This is a genomic window from Myxococcus sp. MH1 (assembly GCF_059738865.1).
Map to the genome: position 1 here is coordinate 5,683,964 of NZ_AP026947.1, position 17,436 is coordinate 5,701,399.

The window sequence follows — 17,436 nt, forward strand, 5'->3', positions numbered from 1 at the left end:
GGCTCGGGGAGTCCGCCACACGCGGGCTCCCCGGGCTCGGAGGACTCAAGCCTCGTTGACGGCCTGCAGCTTCCGACCGCCCTGCATGATGGCCACGGTGACCGACTGGTTCCGGCCGTTGCGCTTGGAGTGGTAGAGGCACTGGTCGGCCAGGTCGATGAGCTGCTGCTTCTCCATCCCGTTGTCCGGGAAGGTGGCGATGCCCAGCGACATGGTGATGCGCAGCGGGCCCATCTCGGTCTGGAAGACCTCCGCCTTCACCGCCTCGCGGATGCGCTCGGAGATGGTGTACGCGCCCTTGGCGTCCGTCTCCGGCATGATGATGACGAACTCCTCGCCGCCGTAGCGGGCGACGATGTCCGTGTCGCGCGCCATGGACTTGATGATGCGCGCCACGCCCTTGAGCACCTGGTCTCCCGTCGGGTGGCCGTAGGTGTCGTTGACGCTCTTGAAGTGGTCCACGTCCGTGAGGATGACGGAGCACTTGCGCTGGTAGCGCCGCGCCTGTGCGAGGATCTCGTCCGCCTTCGTCTGGAAGGTGCGGTGGTTGAACAGGCCGGTGAGGCCGTCCGTGGTCGCCATCCGCTCCATCTGCTCGTAGAGCTGCGCGCGCAGCACCGCCTGCGCGGCCTGGATGGCGATGACCTCGATCATCCGCAGCACGTCCTGCTCGAAGTTCGCCTTCTTGCGCGAGCCCGCCACCAGCGTGCCCAGGATGCGGTCACCCGCCACCAGCGGGAAGATCTTCAGCGCGCCCAGGCCGCGAATCTGCGTCTCGTCGTCGAAGATGACCTGGCGGTCCATCGCCTTCAGGTCACGCCCCGGCAGCGGCGCGCCGTAGCGCACCACGTTGGCGACCAGGCCGTTGTTGTCCTGGAACGAGCGCCCCTCCAGCGCCTTGCCCTGCGCCGTGACGCCCGTCATCCGCGCCACGCGGTGCATGCGCTTGCCTTCCACTTCCGACACCAGCGTCACCGCGCAGAAGTCCAGGCCCGCCAGCTGCCGGGTGCTCTCCAGCACCGCGACGAAGACCTGCTCGGGGCTGCCCGCGCGGTTGAGCTCCTCGATGGCGCGGAAGAACCGGTCCTTCTCGTCGCGCGTCTTGCGGATGTAGCTCATCACCCGCTCGACCTCGATGGAGCGCAGCACCTCGCCGGCGATGGTGGACAAGAGCTTCTCGTCCTGGTCGCTGAACGGCTCGTTGCCCAGCCGGTCCGCCACGAGCACGCCGCGCACCAGTCCGCCGCCCTCGATGATGGGCACCGCCAACAGCGCCTGCACGCCCGGGCCACCGCCGTCGTAGTACGAGACGCCCTTCAGGCCCTGGGGCGAGTTCATCCGCACCGGCGCGCGGCGCTTGAGCACGCCGCCGATGATGCCCTCCCCTGCCCCGAAGCGATCCCGCTGCACCCGGTCCGAGCCGGAGCGGCAGTCATAGAGCTTCAGGCTCCGGTCATCCGACGTGAGCAGGAACGCCGCGCAGGTGTGCGTGCGCAGCCCCGTCTCGGCGATCTCCAGCGCGGCGTGCACCGCGCCTTCAATCTCCTTCACCGAGGCGACGAGCCACTTCTCGTCGGAGCTCATGCCGCTGAAGCTGTCCTGCGTGCCGGAGCTCACCAGGCGGAAGGTGCGCGCGCGCTCCTCCACCTCGCGGATACGCTTCTGCACCGCGTCGCTCTCCGCCCGGCGCGCCACCGCGATGCGCGAGGCGAGCACCAGGTGGTACAGGCCCGCGAAGAGCACGAGGAACGCCGAGTGCGTCGCGAAGCTGGCCGGGTTCGGCCACGGGCCGCCCAGCGTCACCAGCCCGTCGAACACCAGCGCCACGCCCAAGAGCGTCAGCCCCGCGTTGCGCGGCAGGAAGGCGACCAGGAACGCCATCAACAGATAGACGATGGGGAACAGCTCGCCGCCGCCGATGGCCACGACGATGAACGCCGCGGCGATCAACCCGCCGCCCAGCTCCAGGTCGTCGCGCAGGTCGATGACCGCGCCCACCGAGCCGCGCATGGCCCGGCGCCACGCCGCCACGGCGATGCCCACCAACAGGAACAGCACCAGCCCGGCCTCGGTCCACTCCAGGGTGTGCAGCCCCCGGAAGCCCCCGCGCGCCAGGTGCACGAAGGTGGACAGGCCCGCCGCGGCGGGGATGAGCCGCACGACGTGACGCAGCAACTTCCCGGGCGACGGAAACGTGCTCAGCGACGTCATGGGGACTCCAGGTGGAAGACGAGTTCGCCCGGCTTCACGTAGCCAAGCTCTTCACGGACGGCCCGCTCCAGCGCCGCGGGGTCCTTGCGCAGGGCGGCGATCTCCTGACGCAGCGCCTCGTTCTGCGCGTCCAGGGCGGCGTTGCGCTGCTGCAGCGCGCTCACGTCCTGACGCAGGGAGAGGTAGCGCCGGAAGCCCTTGGCGTCCGCCACCGACAGCAGGCTCAAGGCCCCCGCCACACCCACCGCCACACCCAGGAGCTTTCCGCGTGCCGTCATGAACGCCACGGACGGTACCAGCGAGCCTTGCCCCCGCAAGTAATCCGCTCCAGCCCTGTAGCAGTCGACGCGGCCTCACGCGCGCGCGACGCAAGCCGCGCGACTCGGAGCCGTCAGTCCTGCTTCAGGAGCTTCTCGATCGCCTTCGCCACGTCCGCGTGCCCCTCCACGCCCTGCCACCCGGCCACCGCGCGGCCACGCCTGTCGAGCAGCACCGTGGTGGGCAGCCCCTTGATGGGGCCGAAGGGACTGCGGCCGTCGATGATGCGCTCGGAGGCGAGCAGCACCGGGTACGGCGACGCGTAGTGGTCCGCGAAGGGCTGGAGCACGCGGGCGCCCTCCAGGTCCATGCCCACGGCCACCACCTGGAAGCCCTGGGCGCCGTACTCGCGCTGGAGCGCCTCCAGCGTCGGCATCTCCGCCAGGCACGGGAAGCACCACGTGGCGAAGAAGGAGACCAGGACGACCTTGCCGGACAGCTTGCCCACGTCGTGGCGCGTGGGCCCCACCGACGGCAGGGCCAGCGCGTGCAGGAAGGCCGGCCCCGCGTCCACCGGCCGCGACCCGGCGCAGCCCGCCGACGCGACGGTCAGCAGGACGGCACAGGCCGCGACCCGGAGGACGGCCCGCATGTCACGCTTCCGAGGGTGGGCCGCCACCGCGCTGGCAGTCACGACACAAGCCGTACAGCTCCATCTTGTGCGACGTCACCGTGAAGCCGTGCTTGCGGGCCACCGCGTCCTGGAGCGTCTCGATGCGGTCGTTCTCGAACTCGACGATGGTGCCGCAGCGGGTGCAGATGAGGTGGTCATGATGGTCCCTCCCCGCCGCCGCCTCGTAGCGCGTCTGGCCGTCACCGAAGTTGCGAGCGTGGGCCAGGCCGCACTCGTTGAGCAGCTTCATGGTCCGATACACGGTGGCCACGGAGACCTTCGCGTCCTGTGAGCGAACCTTGTTCCACAGCTCCTCCACCGACAGGTGGCCGCCGACGGCGAAGAAGGTGTCGATGATGAGGCTGCGCTGCCGCGTGCTCTTGAGGCCGTGTTGGGCCATGTAGCGGGCGAGCACCTCGTCCTTGTCCTTGATTTCTTCGTGGCCCTGCATGGAAATCCCTCGGTAGGAGGCCGGCCTTGCGGCGCCCCTCCTCATCCTTGTTGTAACCGCGCCGAGCGAATCGCGCGCTTCCCGCCCCGCCCCAGGCTCCGGTCATCCTCGAAGTAAAGCGTCAGCGACGACTGTTGGTCTCCGGACGTGGGGCATCTGATACCTCCAGCCCACCCCGCCGGCAACGTCCGGCAGCCGGTGCCAGCAAGCCCTCCCCCCTCCGCTCGCCCCCCATCGCGACTTGCAACCGCCACAGGCTGTTTAGAATGGAGTCGGACTGGCTCATTGACACCTGTCTGGCCGCGAAGATAGAGGCATCCGCCCTCGTAAACGAGCATTTTTCCGCACCTTTCCATGACCAGCCCCTGGCAGAGAAGACGACAGCCCGACGACGTTCCCACCCCCGTGGCGGTTGCCGTCTCGGATTTCTGCCGGCGCGCGAAGTCGCCGGCCCCCGCCCCGGAGGTCCGGGAAGCACTCGCCTTGTTGGCCGAGGACGACGACTTCCGGGTCCGAGCCCTCGCCGACGGTGAGCCGGAGACCTCCCCCCTCGGCCCCTTCGCCGTGGTGGACATCCTCCAGGGCACCGCCCCCGCCGTCGCCGCGCAGCGTCAGTCCTGCGGCTTCTACGACGTGGCGCGGGAGCTGGCCTACGTGCGCGAGCAGAAGACGCCCAAGCCCGCGCCCGCCGCCAGCCCGGCCATCCCCTCCTTCGCCACCCCGGCCCCCCAGCCCTCGGGCGACGGCGCCAGCAAGGCGGCGAAGAAGGGCGCCAAGGCCGAGGAGCCCTCCATCCTGGAGCGCATCGCCCCCAAGAAGCGCGTCGCCGTGGACGAGGAGACGACCTCGCCCATGGATCAGGACGAGGGGCACAGCTTCCTGCGCCGCGACCTGCCCCGCCCCCGCGGCCGGTTCACCCGCGTGGAGGCGCCTCGCAGCCCGTTCGTGGAGCTGACGCGCCAGAGCGGCAAGGACGTCCTGGAGGCCTCGCTGGAGGGCTCCGAGCACCGCTTCGCCCTGCTGCGAAACCTCTCGCACCGCTTCAATGGCTCGCGTGGAGACCTGTCCCTGGTGGATCTGGAGACGGTGCTGCGCGATCACGGCCTGCTGGAGGCGCTGCAGGAGAAGGAGCGACTCCAGCTCCTGGACGCCTACACGCAGCAGCGTGGCGCCACGGGCCGGGTGGGCTGGGCGCTGGGCGTGAGCCCGCCGGAGCTGCAGCGGCTGGTGTCCGCGGTGGGGCTGACCGAGGAGGTCGAGGCCCTGCGCGAGCGCTTCCGCCGCGAGGCGCTGGCCACGTCCCACCTGACGCACCGGCTGGATCTGCTGGGGCGCGAGAAGTACCTCGCGGACCTGGGCATCCAGCGCAAGTTCAACGACTCGCTCCGCAAGGAGCTGGAGCGGCTGCTGAAGGACGAGGTCCCCACCGCCTCGGACCTGCACGGCCTGGCCGAGGCCGTGGGCCGCAAGTATGGCTCGCCCGGTGAGCTGGTCTTCCGCGCCATCGAGCGCCTGGGGCTGGCGGAGGGGCTGCGCAAGCAGCTGCACTCCGGTGGCCCTTCCTCAACACCCTGAAGAGGCAAACCACCCATGCCCATCTACGAGTACGCCTGCCAGAGCTGTGGAAAGATCATCGACGTGCTGCAGAAGATCTCCGACCCGACGCCCGCGGCCTGCACGGCCTGCGGCGCGGAAGGCTCGCTGACCAAGGTGGTCAGCCGCTCCAGCTTCGTCCTCAAGGGCGGAGGCTGGTACTCGGACCTGTACAGCTCCACGAAGAAGGACGGCGACTCGTCGTCCTCCTCCAGCTCGTCGTCCAGCAGCTCGTCCTCGTCGAGCAGCGCGTCGTCCAGCAGCAGCTCGTCGTCGAGCAGCACGCCCGCCGCGTCGAGCCCCGCCTCCTCCACGCCGGCGGCGGCCTCCAGCGACAAGAAGTAGTCGCCCGGGCGGGAGGGGCTGAAAATTCGCGCGGGGTCCGGGAGCGACGCACACTCGCTCCCCGTGCCCTTCCCTCCCTCCAAGCGTCCTCCCCGTCGCTGCGCCCTGTGTGGCCATCCGGAGCTCACGGATACGCGCGGGCTCGGCCGCTTCCTGCTCGTTCCGGACCCGCATGGCCGAGGCCCCGTGTGTCCGTCGCAGCGCGGCTGCCGTGGCGGCAAACGGGACAGCGCGGCCGAGTCCACGCTGACGCAGGCCTCGCGCTGAGCTAAACCGGGACCTCCCGCGCGCCCTGTCGCGGAAGGTGCCCCGATGCTCGCTCGACGCCCCCACTCCCTCCTGACTGTCCTCGTGCTGACCGCGCTCGCGGCCGGCTGCGGCAACTACACCCGCATGGCGCCGGACGCCCGCACGTCCCTCCAGCGGACCCTCACCGGCCCCGACGCGGAGCAGTACCTGCGCCTGTCCGGCAACGTCACGCCCTTCTTCGGCGACGGCTCCAAGCGCCTGCTGACGCCCTACGCGCCCGAGGACGTGCGCCTCCTGGACGACAGCAGCGGCAAGCCCATCTCCCCCGGCGCGGTGGAGCGCACCCTGCCGGTGGGCACGAAGCTGCGCATCACCAAGGTGGAGTTCCCCACCGCGTGGGTGGTGGCCGAGCGCGTCCTCTACACCCCGCGCACCTGGCCCTGGGTGTACCTGGCCGAGGACGGCGCGAAGCCCGACGCCCCGCCCCTCATCCTCGTGCTGCCGCCCAACCTGGATCAGCCCAACGCCTTCCGCGCGGAGCTGGAGAAGTACCTCTCCCCGCAGAACCCCAAGGCCCTGATGGAGGCGTTCGCCGCCCCCGTGCGCGACGCCATCCGGAAGAAGCGCCTGGTCGCCAACATGTCGGCGGACGCGGTGCGCATGGCCTGGGGCCCGCCGGAGCTGGTGCGCCGCTCGCTGGAGGGCGCCGCCAAGAACGAAGAGTGGACCTACCCGGGCGGGCGCCGCAAGGCCTTCCTGTCGGACGGCCGGCTCGCTCGCGCCGAGGAGGCCGGGGCCTCCGTTCTGCCTTGAGACGAGGCCGGGGCCTGCGTGCCGCCCTGAGCCGCCGAGGCCCTACCGGCGACCGCCGCCACCACCGCGGCGGCGCTTGCCACCCCCACCGCCGCCCTGCTTGCGGGCCGCCTGGGCCTCCCCCGGGCGCGTCAGCCGGGGCAGCTCGCCGGCCATCACCGGCCAGAACTCGCCCTTGAGCAGCTCGGCGATGAGCTGGGCCTGCGACGTCACCGGGTTCTTGAAGAACGTGGCGCCCCGGCCCACCTCGTCCAGCGAGCCCCGCGCGTCGCTGCCACCGGTGCACGGCAGCTTGAGCGCCTCGGCGGCCTCCACTGCCAGATCATTGGACGTCTGCTTCACCCGGGCGTTGTAGCCCTCCACCGCGCACAGCACGTTGAGCGAGCGGACGTAATCCATGGCCGGGTTCGGAGAATCCCTGTCGAAGGGCCGGGCGGCGACAATGGCCGCACCCAGGGCCTTCACCTTGGGCAGACACTCCGCGGCGCTCCAGGGCTTCTCGCGGTTGCTGCCCCACATCTGCACGGGCTCCGGGGCCAGCTCCGGCTTCGGGAAGAAGCACAGGTATTGGCCTCGGTCCGTGACCAGCTCCAGCCCGACGAAGACCTTCACCTTCGCCTTCGCACCAATCTCGAACAGCTCGTCGCAGCCGTCCTGGGTGTTCGTCTCGGTGAAGGCCACCCCGTCCAGGCCGAACATCGCGGCCCGTTCCAGCACGGCGCGAGGGTCCAGCTCGCACCCCTTGGACAGGTGGGAATGGGCGTGCAGGTCGATGAGCATGGGCGCCGCTCCCTAACAGGCTCCCCCGGGGCTGTCGAGCCCGTGCTGCCCGCCCCGCCCCTCTCAGGCGAAGGCGTAGGACTGGAAGGTCCCCTGCTTGGCCTGCGTGTTCTTCTCCTCGTAGGTGCGGATGAGGTAGCCCATCAGCATCAGCGAGGACGTGTTCTCCAGCACCCGGGACGGGTCCTTCGAGATGAGATTGGCGCTGTAGTTGAGGAAGAACTGCGCCAGCTCCTCCCCCGCCTCCTTGACGATGAGCGCGTTCAGCGCGGTGGGCTCCATCGTCCGGATGGTGTTGATGAAATCAACCGCCAGATCCTTCTTGGTCTTCACGTCCACGGGCCTGCCCCCTTCCCCAACACGCCGCCACTCGTGGCCCCTGCCGCGAGCGCCCCCAACCGGGTGCGACCAGGACAATCTAGGCATGTCCCCCGCGCTGCAAACCCCCGCCACGAGGCCACCCCCACACCCCCCGCCAGGAAGCCGGGTTTTTGACACCTCTGAACACCCCGTGCGATAAAGCCCCCTTGTCCTGTGTCGGGACCGCACAAGGAGTGGCAGGCGATGTTCACGGGCGTGAAGGTCTTCTCCGCCACCAAGGCGAAGGAGCGCGAGGAGCTGGGTGAGAACGTCACCCGTTGGATGAAGAGCAACTCCGATCTGGAGATCGTGGATCGCGTGGTGTGCCAGTCGTCCGATAACGAATTCCACTGCTACACCCTCGTGCTCTTCTACCGGCACGGGAAGCAGCAGCAGCCGTCGCAGCCGTAGTCTCAGGCAGTCCCCGCGGCCCTTGCCGGGTCCGCGGTCCGGAAGGGGGCGGCCCCCCTCCTCCCTCATCCCGAGCGGCCTATTCGGCGCGAGGCACGTACACGGCGACGCTGCGCGCGGGGACGACCAGCTGGGTCTCCGTGCCGGCGAGCTGGAGCGTCCTTCCGCTGAAGACGTCCACGTACGTCGCGGCGCTGGCCGCCAGGCTCCCCAGGGGCTCCACCACCAGCGGGCGCTCCACGTCGCTCCGGTTGATGGCCACCACCGCGCCCTGCCCGTCCGGCAGCGAGCGCTGGTACACGTACAGGTCCTTCTCCACGCGCAGGGTGTTCCGCGAGCCCGTCTGCAGCGCCGGCGACGCCCGCCGCGCCTGCCCCAGCTTGCGCACGTGCTCGAGCAGGTCCGCCTCCAGCGCGGTGAGCGTGGAATCGAAGCGCATCAGCCGGCGGTTGTCCGGGTCTCCCGCGCCGGGCAGTCCCACCTCGTCGCCGTAGTAGATGAGCGGCACGCCGGGCTGGGTGAGCACGAAGGTGAAGCCGTACTTCGCCTTCTCGAACGCGGCCGCGTCCGTCACCGTGGCCGCCGGGCGCGCGCTGCTCCAGGGGTCTCCGCCCTCCCCGTCCAGCTGCTTCGCGGCCTGGGACATGAAGCGGGCCACGTCGTGGTTGCCCAGGAAGGGCGAGTTGAGCGTGCCGGGCGCGTAGTAGACCTCGTTCTCGCGCACGGCCTGGTCCACGCGCTCCAGGCTCTGGCCGTCCGCGAAGGCCTCGCGCACCGGCCAGTACAGCGGGAAGTCGAACTGGCCATCCAGCTCGCGGGGGCTGATGTAGCGGGCGATCTGCGAGCGGCCATCCGCTCCCACGAAGGTCTCACCCACCAGGTAGAACTCGGTGCCCGTCATCGCGGTGAGGTCGCGCAGGCGCCCGCGCAGGGTGCGGCCCGCCACCTGGTCCATGTGCTTCACCGCGTCCATGCGGAAGCCGTCGAAGTCCGCCTCCTCCAGCCACCACAGCGTGTCCGCGATGAACTGGTCCACCATGTTCGACGAGCGCCAGTTGAAGTCGGGCAGGTAGTCGGTGAACTTGCACGTCAGCCGCTTCTCCTCCCAATCGCAGTCCTGGCTGCCGCACACGCAGCTGGCGGAGGTGTTGAACCAGTCGTCCTCGCGGTGGGTGACCCAGTACGGGTGCTCCTGGTGGACGTGGTTGAGCACCAGGTCGGCGATGACGCGGATGCCCTTCTTGTGGGCCGCGGCGGTGAGCGCGCGCAGCTCCTCGAGCGAGCCGAAGCGGTGCTGCGTGGTGCGCGGCCGGGTGGGCCAGTAGCCGTGGTAGCCCGAGTAGTACTTGCCGCCCGTGCCGATGAAGCGGCCCTCGGGGTTCTGGTCCACCGGCGAGATCCACAGCACCTTGACGCCCAGCGAGTCGAAGTAGCCGTCCTCCAGCTTGCGGGTGATGCCGGCGAAGTCGCCGCCCTGGTAGTTGGCGATGGGGTCCACGTCCGCCACCGGCCCGTCATTGTCCGGGCGGGCGTTGAGGAAGCGGTCCGTGAACGCGAAGTACATCAGCCCGGACTCCCACCGGAACTTCTGGGGCTCCACCCAGAACGGCAGGTAGAGCGGCTCGGCCGAGCGGCCCGCCTTGTCCGTGGCCACCACCTTCACGTGGTGCTTGCCCTGCCCCAGCGCCTCCTCGCGCAGGGTGATGCGGCCCGTCTTCGCGTCGAACGCGTCGGGGCGCGGCTGGCCATCCAGCGTCACCACCACCTTGCCCGTGTCGGGGCCGGCCTCGTCGGTGCCGTCGACGTACGCGACCTCCACGTCCAGCACGCCCTCGGGTGTCGCGGTGAAGCGGCGCAGCTCCAGCATGGGCTGCCGGCAGTCGGGCACCGTCAGGCGCGAGTACTCCTCCGCGCGCACCCAGCGGGAGTACGGGTTCTGCGGGTCCATCACCTGCTGCTGGCCGATGACGAAGCGGTAGCCGTAGTCGCGCGGCTCCAGCCCCTCCAGGCGCGCGGTGTAGACCCCGTCACCCCGGTCCGCCATGCGCAGCGCGGAGGAGGAGAAGCCATTCCATTCCCCCGCGACCGACACCGCGCCCACGAGCGACTGCTGCGGCGCGTACGTCAGCACCACCTCGCAGGTCCGGACGGGGATGGAGTCTTCGGAGTCACCACAAGCCGCGGAGAGGAGCAACACCGGAAGCGCGAGCGAACGGACCATGCGGGAGTGCGTCATGCGAGCGCCTTTCTACGGGAGGCCCGCTCGGTTTTCCAAGCCCCCACCCGGCGCCTTTTTGACTCGCCGCATCACGCCCCGGGATTGACCGGCACCGGACACCCGGCCGTCTCGGGCCTTCCTATTGCTGGGAGGCGCCCGTCACGCCCTCGTACTCCTGCAGCGCGCGCAGCACCTTGCTCGCCTGGGGGTGGCTGCTGGGCGCCAGGTCCAGGAAGAGGCGGTAGTGCTTCGCCCCCTCCTCCTTGCGCCCGAGCCGGGCCTCCACCGAGCCCAGCAGCAGGTGGCACTCGTAGTTCCCAGACTCCACGGAGATGCACTCGCGGGCCTTCGCCCTGGCCGGCTCGTACTGCTTCGACCTGAGCAGCTCACGCACCTCGGTCAGCAGCTTCTGGCCCGGGGTCTCGGGCTCGGGCGTCTCGTCGATGACCAGCGAAGCCGCCGGCCGGGGTCCGGAGGGTGCCTTCGCGGTCCCCTGGCGCTGGGGCGACGGAGGGGGCTCCGTCGCGCGGGCCGAGTCGGCGAAGTCCTGGTCCAGCGCGCCCTTGGCGGACGTGATGCGGACCTCCACCTGGCCCTGGTTGTCCGAGGGGTCATCGTCCACGAAGCCGCAGTGGAGCCCGTGGACGCCGGTGAGCGGGACGTCCGCGCCCTGGGACAGGAGGAAGCGCCTGGCGCGGGCCGGAGGCGTCCCGGGGCCGTCGCGCTCCAGGGAGACCTGCTGGACACAGGCCACCGTCACCACCGGCCCCTGCTCCGGGCCGCGGGTGAAGGCGCCCGTGCCCACCGACGACAGCGACAGCGTGTAGCTGTCCGTGGGGTCCATCCCGTCGAGCAGGAAGCTGCGGCCCACGTCGGTGACCATCCACTCCGGGTGGATGAGCAGCTTGCGCTCCTGATGGGTGCGGGTGTTCACCACGGAGACGATGCGCTCGGGAAGGTCGTCCTGGGGCGTGGGCCCGCCCACCGTGAAGACCATCACCGACGCGGCGCCCGCCGGCGGCGTGTCGCGACCGACCATGCCCACCGCCGCGTCCGCCGCGACGTTCTTGCCCGTCAGCAGGTAGAAGAGGCTCGGCAGGGGCTTGGCCCGGTCCGCCGCGGTCAGCGACGTCGACTCCGTGACGCGGTAGGTGTGCGCCGGATCCATCGCGCCCAGCGCCGCGCGCCCGGAGGACACCGCGAACAGGTGCCGGGCCGCGTCCAGCCGGAACGAGGCGACGGGCATCCGGGCGGAGTCCACGCCCTCCTTCCTGGGCGTCACCACCGCCTGCTGCGCCGGCTTCACGACGGGCGGCCCCGGCGCCACGCGCGGCGCGTCCGCGTCCTTGAGCTGCGGGCCGGGCAGCGGGGGCCTCGCCGGCCCCGCGCTCGCGGGCTTTTCCGGCGGCATCCAGTCCGCCTTGAGCCGGTCGAAGGACGACCACAGGAGCGCCAGCAGGATGAGCAGCCCCGTGCCCACCACGACGTGGTGCGTGGAGATGCGGAAGCCGTTCTCGAAGAAGCCGCCCCGGTCCGGCGAGTTGCCGTCCGTGTCGTCCTCGTCCTCCGCCAGGCTCTGACCGCCGTCGGGCAGCTCGCTCGGGTGGCTCTCCTGCGTCGCGGGCTCGGTGCGCAACTCCGGGGCCGACAGCTCCGTGGGCCGGGGCAGCAGGTTGGTGGTGGCGCGCCAGACGGACAGCTCCTCCACGAACGAGGCGGGGACCTTGGTGTCCTTGCCCAGCTCCGTCATGTCGGGACGGAACAGCTCGCGCAGCAGGTAGGCGGCGGACATCGCGGAGAAGCGTGGCGCGGCCTTGAAGAGGAACCCCGCGAGCGCGTCGCCGAAGGCATGCGCGGACTCGAAGCGGTCCTCCTTCCGCACCGCGAGCGCCTTGTGGAGGATGGCGTCCAGGCGCACCGGCACGTCCGGCCGCACGTCCCGCGCGCGAGGCATCGGCTGGCGCGTGTGCAGCTTGTGCAGCACCGCGTACTCGGGCCCCTCCAGGGGCAGCCGGCCGCACACCATCTCGAACAACACCACCGCCGTGGCCCACACGTCCGTGCGCGCGTCCACCTCCTCGCCCCGGGCCTGCTCGGGGGAGAAGAACAGGTACTTGCCCTTCACCACGCCGGGCGCGGTGTCGAAGCTGCGCAGCGAGCGCGCCTTGGCGATGCCGAAGTCGACGATCTTGACCTGGCCCTCGTAGCTGATGAGCACGTTGTCCGGGGAGATGTCCCGGTGCACGATGTGCAGCAGCTCACCCTTGTCGTCCGTGCGCGTGTGCGCGTAGTGCAGCCCCCGGCACATCTCCAGGGCGATGTACGTGGCGATGGGCACCGGAAGGCTGGCGAACTGCGAGCGCAGCGCGCGCTTCATCACCTTGTTGAGCGGCTGCCCGTCCACGAACTCCATGGCCAGGAAGTACTCGCCATCCACCTGCCCGAAGTCGAAGACCTGGGCGATGGCGCCGTGCGACAGCGAGGCGGAGATGCGCGCCTCGCTGATGAACATGGAGACGAACGCCTCGTCGTTGGCGTACTCCGGCAACACCTTCTTGATGAGGACGGGCTTGGTGACCCCCGCGGCCCCCAACAGCTGGGCCCTCCAGGTCTCCGCCATCCCCCCGCGGCCGATTCGCGACTGGAGCTCGTACCGGCCAAACTGTTCGTGCTGCGCATTCGCCATTGCGGCGTAGGGTATCCCGGGGCATCCCGTTCAAAAAGGGTCGTCAGGGAATACCCGCGACCTCTCATCTCCCGAGGGGCGGGGGCGTTTTCCCTGAATTTGTCTGGCCATACGTCTGGAGGATGCCATTCACCGAGCGCGCCTCGGGGTGGTGGGGGTGGCGCTTGACGAAGGTCCGGTAGCGCTCGAGGGCGCCCTCGGTCCTCCCGAGCAAGAGCTGCATGGCGCCGGAGAGGACGAGGCAGTCGGGCTGCTCGGGAGCCATGCGCAGACAGTCCTCGGCGAGCAGGAAGGCGTCGTGGTGCTGACCGGAGCGCGCCAGCCGTTGCGCCTGGAGGGCCAGACGCTCGGCCTCCTCGTGATTCGGAGTGGAGGGCCGGCGCGCCTTCTCCCATGGGGTGACGTGGACCTCGGCCTCGCCCTCGTTGTCGAAGCTGGCGTCGTCGATGAAGGCGCAGCGCAGGCCCTGGATGCCGCGGACGCGGGCCTCTCGCCACTCGGAGATGAGGACCTGCAGGGGCTGCTCGGCATGGGCACCCGGCTCGCGGGGGCCCGGGGCGGACTCGTGGGGGGACCATTCGAGGCAGGCCACCTGGGCGGCCGGGCCGTGCGCGCGGCCTCGGAGGAACACGCCCTCCCCTCGGGGCACGAGTGAGAGGGCATAGGTCTGCCGGACGTCGAGCCCCTTGATGAGGAAGCCCTTGCGAGCGGAGAGGCGCATGGGCTCGGGGTGGAAGGTGAAGCGCTGTTGGTCCTCGGTGTTGACCTTGCGGAGGTAGACGGACTGGGGCGAGAGGTCCTCTCGCGTGGGCTCGCCGAGGGTGAACAGCGAGATGGCGCGGACGCCCTGGAGGGTGATGGGGTGGCGGGACACGATGCCCTCGCGGACCTCGGGACGGACCGCGTCTCCGGAGAGCAGGAAGAAGACGAGGGGCTCCCTGCGCGGCGTGGGCTCCTGGATGAGCGGGTCGGCCATCCACTTCGCCTGCGTCATCCCCCAGAAGCTGTAGCTGGCCGAGGCATCGAGGCGGGAGAAGGCGACCAGGTCGAGCGGCACGCGCAGGACGTGGCGCTTCGAGTCGAGCACGAAGGCCGTCTCCTTCGGGTACTCGCCCACGGACTCGGGCTCATCGGTGGGCTCGGTGCTGTCGGCTCCTGGCGAACCGTGGGGCGAGACGGCCGCGAGCGGCCGTGGGTCCGGTGACGCGGCGGTCGGGTCACCAGGGACAGGCTGGGGTCGCGCCTGCGGACGGAGGGAGGTCGCTCCACCGGGTTCCGTCGGAGCGGGGATGGGCTGGGTCGGGGAGATCTCCCCGGGCTCGGACCGCCTCGATACGAGGAAGGGGATGGCCACCGCGGAGAGCAGCAGCAGGGCGGCGCCCGCGGCGATGAGGGTTCGACGATGACGCCTCGGGATGGAGATGGAGGCGAGCCGGACCGTGGGCGCGCTCCCGGCGGGAACCGAGTTCAGCACCACGGTGGGCGCGTTCGCGGCGCGCGCCGAGGCCTCCTGATTCGACATGGGCGCCATCCCCGCGGGCAGCGTGCGACGCGGAGGCGGCGACGCGGGGAAAGGCGGGGTCGGCACGGCGTCCGAGCGAAGCACCTCCGTGGGCGCGCTCGCGGCGCGGGTCGCGGCCGCTGGAACCCCCATCGGCGCCGGGCCCAGGGGGTGCGTGCGACGTGGCGGCAGCGAGGTAACGGAGTCGGAGTGAAGCAACTCCGTGGGCGCGCTCGCCGCACGTGTGGAGGCTTCCGGGATGGCCCTGGGAGCTGAATCCAGGGTGTGGGTACGACGTGGCGCCCCCGGCGTCGCGGAGGTGGCCCCTGGGTGCGGTGACTCCACGGAGGCGCTCGCCGCACGCGCGGATGACTCCGGGACGACCGCGGGAATCGAGCCGAGGGTGCGAGTACGACGTGGCGACGAAGTGGAGGTCGCCACGGTTCCTGGCGCGGGAGCTGAGTGCCCCTCCGCGGGCGAGCTCGCCGCACGAGTCGACGCGTCCTGGGCGACCAGGGGAACCGGACCCGAGGTCTGGGTGCGACGTGGGGGCGGAGGGGCCGCCGCCGAGGTGGATGGGGCCGATCCGGGGTACCCCTCCGGATAGCTGGTCGCCGCGCGCGCCGACGGCACCTCCTGGAGGACCATGGGCATCGGACCCGAGGTCTGCGTGCGACGTGGAAGCGGAGGAGCCGCCCCCGAGGTTGTTTGGGCGGATCCGGGGTACCCCTCCGGATGGCTGTTCGCCGCGCGCGCCGACGACACCTCCTGGAGGTCGCTGGGCATCGAGCCCGAGGTCTGGGTGCGGTGTGGTGACGACGAGGAAGGCCCCTGGACCGAAGGGAACCGCACGGTGGGCGTGCTCACGGCCGACGAGGCGTCGTGAACCGCCGCGGGGAGCGAGCCCGCAGTCTGCGTACGGCGAGGTGACGAAACCGAGCCCCCCGACGAGCTCGAGGCGGAGACCGAGAACGCGGGCATCGTGTTCTCCGCCGCGTCATCGCTCGCCACGGAGAACAAGGTCGAGGTCTGCGTGCGACGCGGTGGCGTCGTCGACGAAGGTCCCGATGCGATCAACGCCGAGAGCGAGAACTCCGGCCTCGTGAACTCGGAAGCCTCGGGGACCACCGAGGGCAGCGAGCCTTCCGTGCGGGCGCGTCGGGGCGGCGACGATGAAGGTCCCGACGGGTTCGAAGCGGAGAGCGAGAACTCCGGCACCGTGGAGTCGGGAGCCTCGGGGACCACCGCGGCCAGCGAGCCCTCCGTGCGGGTGCGTCGAGGAGGCGGCGACACGGATGGCCCCGACGGAGCGGAAGCGGAGAATGCGAACGCGGGCACCGTGAGCTCAGGTGCCGCGGGCAACGAGCCCTCGGTGCGGGTACGACGTGCTGGAGACGCCGAGAACGACCGCGCCTCGGAGGTGCTGGCCGAGGACGCAGGCAGCTCCCCAGACGTCTGGGTTCGACGCGGTGATGAGGGGCCCGGAGTCGTCGGACTCGGGGCTCCACCGTTCGACGCCTCCACCGAGGACACCGCGCCGCCAGGCATGGCCCGGGGGCCGGAAGTCACCGCGGACCGAGGCGGCGTGGACCGGGTCGCTGACCCCGACGTCGAGGCGCGCGGCGGCGTTGCTGGCGAGGCGCCCCCGCCGGTCGAGCGCTCCCCTGCCCCGCCATCCCCTCTCACTGCCTTCGCGGGTCCAGGCGTCGTGGGCCGCGTGGACGCCAGCGGAGGACCGGATGGCGCGGGGCGAACCCCGGCCCCCACTCCGGGCGTCGTGGGTCGAGCATCCTCGGGCGTCACGTCCGGCAGCGGGGCTCGGGGACCGGAGCCTGGTGACTCCTGCTCGCGCCACGTCGACAGCTCCTCGACGAAGGCGGGAGGGACCTGGAGCTCACGGCCGTCCTTCTGCAAGTCCTCCCGGAACAGCTCACGAACCAGGTAGGCCAGGTTCATCGTCGAGAACCGGGGCGCGAACGAATAGAGGAACGCGGCCAGCGTGTCGCCGAAGGCATTGGCGGACTCGAAGCGCCGCGCCACGTCCACCGACAGCGCCTTGAGGATCAGCTCATTCAGCTCGGGCGGCAGCTCCTGGCGCAATTGGATGGGCGGCGGGAAGTCGCCCTGGGCCATGCGGGTGAGGACCACCGGCTCGGGGCCCACCACGGGAGGCTGTCCGCAGAGCATCTCGTACAGCACCAGTCCCGTGGCCCAGATATCCGTGCGAGCATCCACGTCGCGCCCCCGGGCCTGCTCGGGGGAGAAGTACAGGTACTTGCCGCGCACGACGCCGGGCTCCGTGTGGAAGCCGCGCAGCATGCGGGCCTTGGCGATGCCGAAGTCGACAATCTTGACCTGGCCCTCGTAGCTGATGAGGACATTGTCCGGAGAGATGTCGCGGTGGACGATGCCCAGCGGCACGCCCTTCTCGTTCGTGCGCGTGTGCGCGTAGTTCAATCCCCGACACATCTCCAGGGCGACATAGACGGCCAGGGGGATGGGCAGACGCGGCAGGCCCATCCGCGCGCCCCGCTTCAGGACGCGATTGAGCGGCTGTCCATCCACCAGCTCCATGGCCAGGAAGTACTGGCCATCCATCATCCCGAAGTCGAAGACCTGCGCGACGTTGCCGTGGGACAGCGAGGCCGAGATGCGCGCCTCGCTGATGAACATGGAGACGAAGGCGTCGTCGTCGGCGAACTCGGGCAGGACCTTCTTGATGAGGACGGGCTTGGTGACTCCGGCGGCGCCGAGCAGCCGCGCGCGCCACGTCTCCGCCATGCCGCCACGGCCGATGAGGAACTGGAGCTCGTAGCGTCCGAACTGCTCATGTGGATCATGCGCCATGAGTGCCCCCCCGGGCCTTGCGCGGAAGATACGACAGGTC

The 17,436-nt window shown here is 70.6% G+C and carries 13 protein-coding genes; 4 read left to right on the plus strand and 9 right to left on the minus strand.

Annotation, left to right across the window (positions count from 1 at the left end):
• Positions 1-45 precede the first annotated feature (45 nt).
• The 4 genes from AC6JA9_RS22290 to AC6JA9_RS22305 all read right to left on the minus strand — a co-directional run bounded on the left by AC6JA9_RS22290 (position 46) and on the right by AC6JA9_RS22305 (position 3,593).
• On the minus strand, positions 46-2,211 hold the full coding sequence (locus AC6JA9_RS22290) for a sensor domain-containing diguanylate cyclase (protein ID WP_223749036.1): 2,166 nt from the start codon (positions 2,209-2,211) through the stop codon (positions 46-48).
• A complete protein-coding gene (locus AC6JA9_RS22295; RefSeq protein ID WP_046718030.1) occupies positions 2,208-2,489 on the minus strand; it encodes an FtsB family cell division protein in 282 nt (93 codons plus the stop codon). Before AC6JA9_RS22295 ends, AC6JA9_RS22290 begins: the two co-directional genes overlap by 4 nt.
• A gap of 113 nt (positions 2,490-2,602) precedes the next feature.
• Complete coding sequence (locus AC6JA9_RS22300; RefSeq protein WP_223749037.1) at positions 2,603-3,121, minus strand: TlpA family protein disulfide reductase; 519 nt, start codon at positions 3,119-3,121, stop codon at positions 2,603-2,605.
• A 1-nt stretch (position 3,122) separates the two neighbouring features.
• Complete coding sequence (locus AC6JA9_RS22305) at positions 3,123-3,593, minus strand: Fur family transcriptional regulator (RefSeq protein WP_194869482.1); 471 nt, start codon at positions 3,591-3,593, stop codon at positions 3,123-3,125.
• A 483-nt stretch (positions 3,594-4,076) separates the two neighbouring features.
• Here AC6JA9_RS22305 and AC6JA9_RS22310 point away from each other — a divergent pair, with 483 nt between their 5' ends.
• The 3 genes from AC6JA9_RS22310 (at position 4,077) to AC6JA9_RS22320 (ending at position 6,593) form a co-directional block, all read left to right on the plus strand.
• Positions 4,077-5,168 (plus strand): hypothetical protein, encoded by a 1,092-nt coding sequence (locus AC6JA9_RS22310; protein WP_324289177.1) that lies wholly within the window; start codon positions 4,077-4,079, stop codon positions 5,166-5,168.
• A gap of 15 nt (positions 5,169-5,183) precedes the next feature.
• Positions 5,184-5,531, plus strand: a complete 348-nt coding sequence (locus AC6JA9_RS22315; RefSeq protein ID WP_497957788.1) for an FmdB family zinc ribbon protein — start codon at positions 5,184-5,186, stop codon at positions 5,529-5,531.
• Between the two features lie 312 nt (positions 5,532-5,843).
• Positions 5,844-6,593, plus strand: coding sequence for a hypothetical protein (locus AC6JA9_RS22320; protein ID WP_497957789.1), 750 nt, complete (start codon positions 5,844-5,846; stop codon positions 6,591-6,593).
• 42 nt (positions 6,594-6,635) lie between these two features.
• Here the strand turns inward: AC6JA9_RS22320 and AC6JA9_RS22325 are convergent, their stop codons facing one another.
• Together AC6JA9_RS22325 and AC6JA9_RS22330 are read right to left on the minus strand one after the other, a co-directional pair.
• Complete coding sequence (locus tag AC6JA9_RS22325; protein WP_223749041.1) at positions 6,636-7,373, minus strand: PHP-associated domain-containing protein; 738 nt, start codon at positions 7,371-7,373, stop codon at positions 6,636-6,638.
• A 63-nt stretch (positions 7,374-7,436) separates the two neighbouring features.
• Positions 7,437-7,712, minus strand: coding sequence for a hypothetical protein (locus tag AC6JA9_RS22330; protein WP_046713894.1), 276 nt, complete (start codon positions 7,710-7,712; stop codon positions 7,437-7,439).
• A gap of 225 nt (positions 7,713-7,937) precedes the next feature.
• On the opposite strand from AC6JA9_RS22330, the gene AC6JA9_RS22335 reads away from it, so the two are divergent.
• A complete protein-coding gene (locus AC6JA9_RS22335) occupies positions 7,938-8,144 on the plus strand; it encodes a hypothetical protein (RefSeq protein ID WP_141330411.1) in 207 nt (68 codons plus the stop codon).
• A gap of 79 nt (positions 8,145-8,223) precedes the next feature.
• Here AC6JA9_RS22335 and AC6JA9_RS22340 read toward each other — a convergent pair whose 3' ends face one another.
• The 3 genes from AC6JA9_RS22340 to AC6JA9_RS22350 form a co-directional block, all read right to left on the minus strand.
• Positions 8,224-10,380: an alpha-amylase family glycosyl hydrolase gene (locus tag AC6JA9_RS22340; RefSeq protein ID WP_426746335.1), complete on the minus strand. Its 2,157-nt coding sequence runs from the start codon at positions 10,378-10,380 to the stop codon at positions 8,224-8,226.
• A 121-nt stretch (positions 10,381-10,501) separates the two neighbouring features.
• On the minus strand, positions 10,502-13,048 hold the full coding sequence (locus tag AC6JA9_RS22345) for a protein kinase domain-containing protein (protein WP_497957790.1): 2,547 nt from the start codon (positions 13,046-13,048) through the stop codon (positions 10,502-10,504).
• 64 nt (positions 13,049-13,112) lie between these two features.
• Positions 13,113-17,396: a serine/threonine-protein kinase gene (locus AC6JA9_RS22350; RefSeq protein ID WP_497957791.1), complete on the minus strand. Its 4,284-nt coding sequence runs from the start codon at positions 17,394-17,396 to the stop codon at positions 13,113-13,115.
• Between the last annotated feature and the right edge of the window lie 40 nt (positions 17,397-17,436).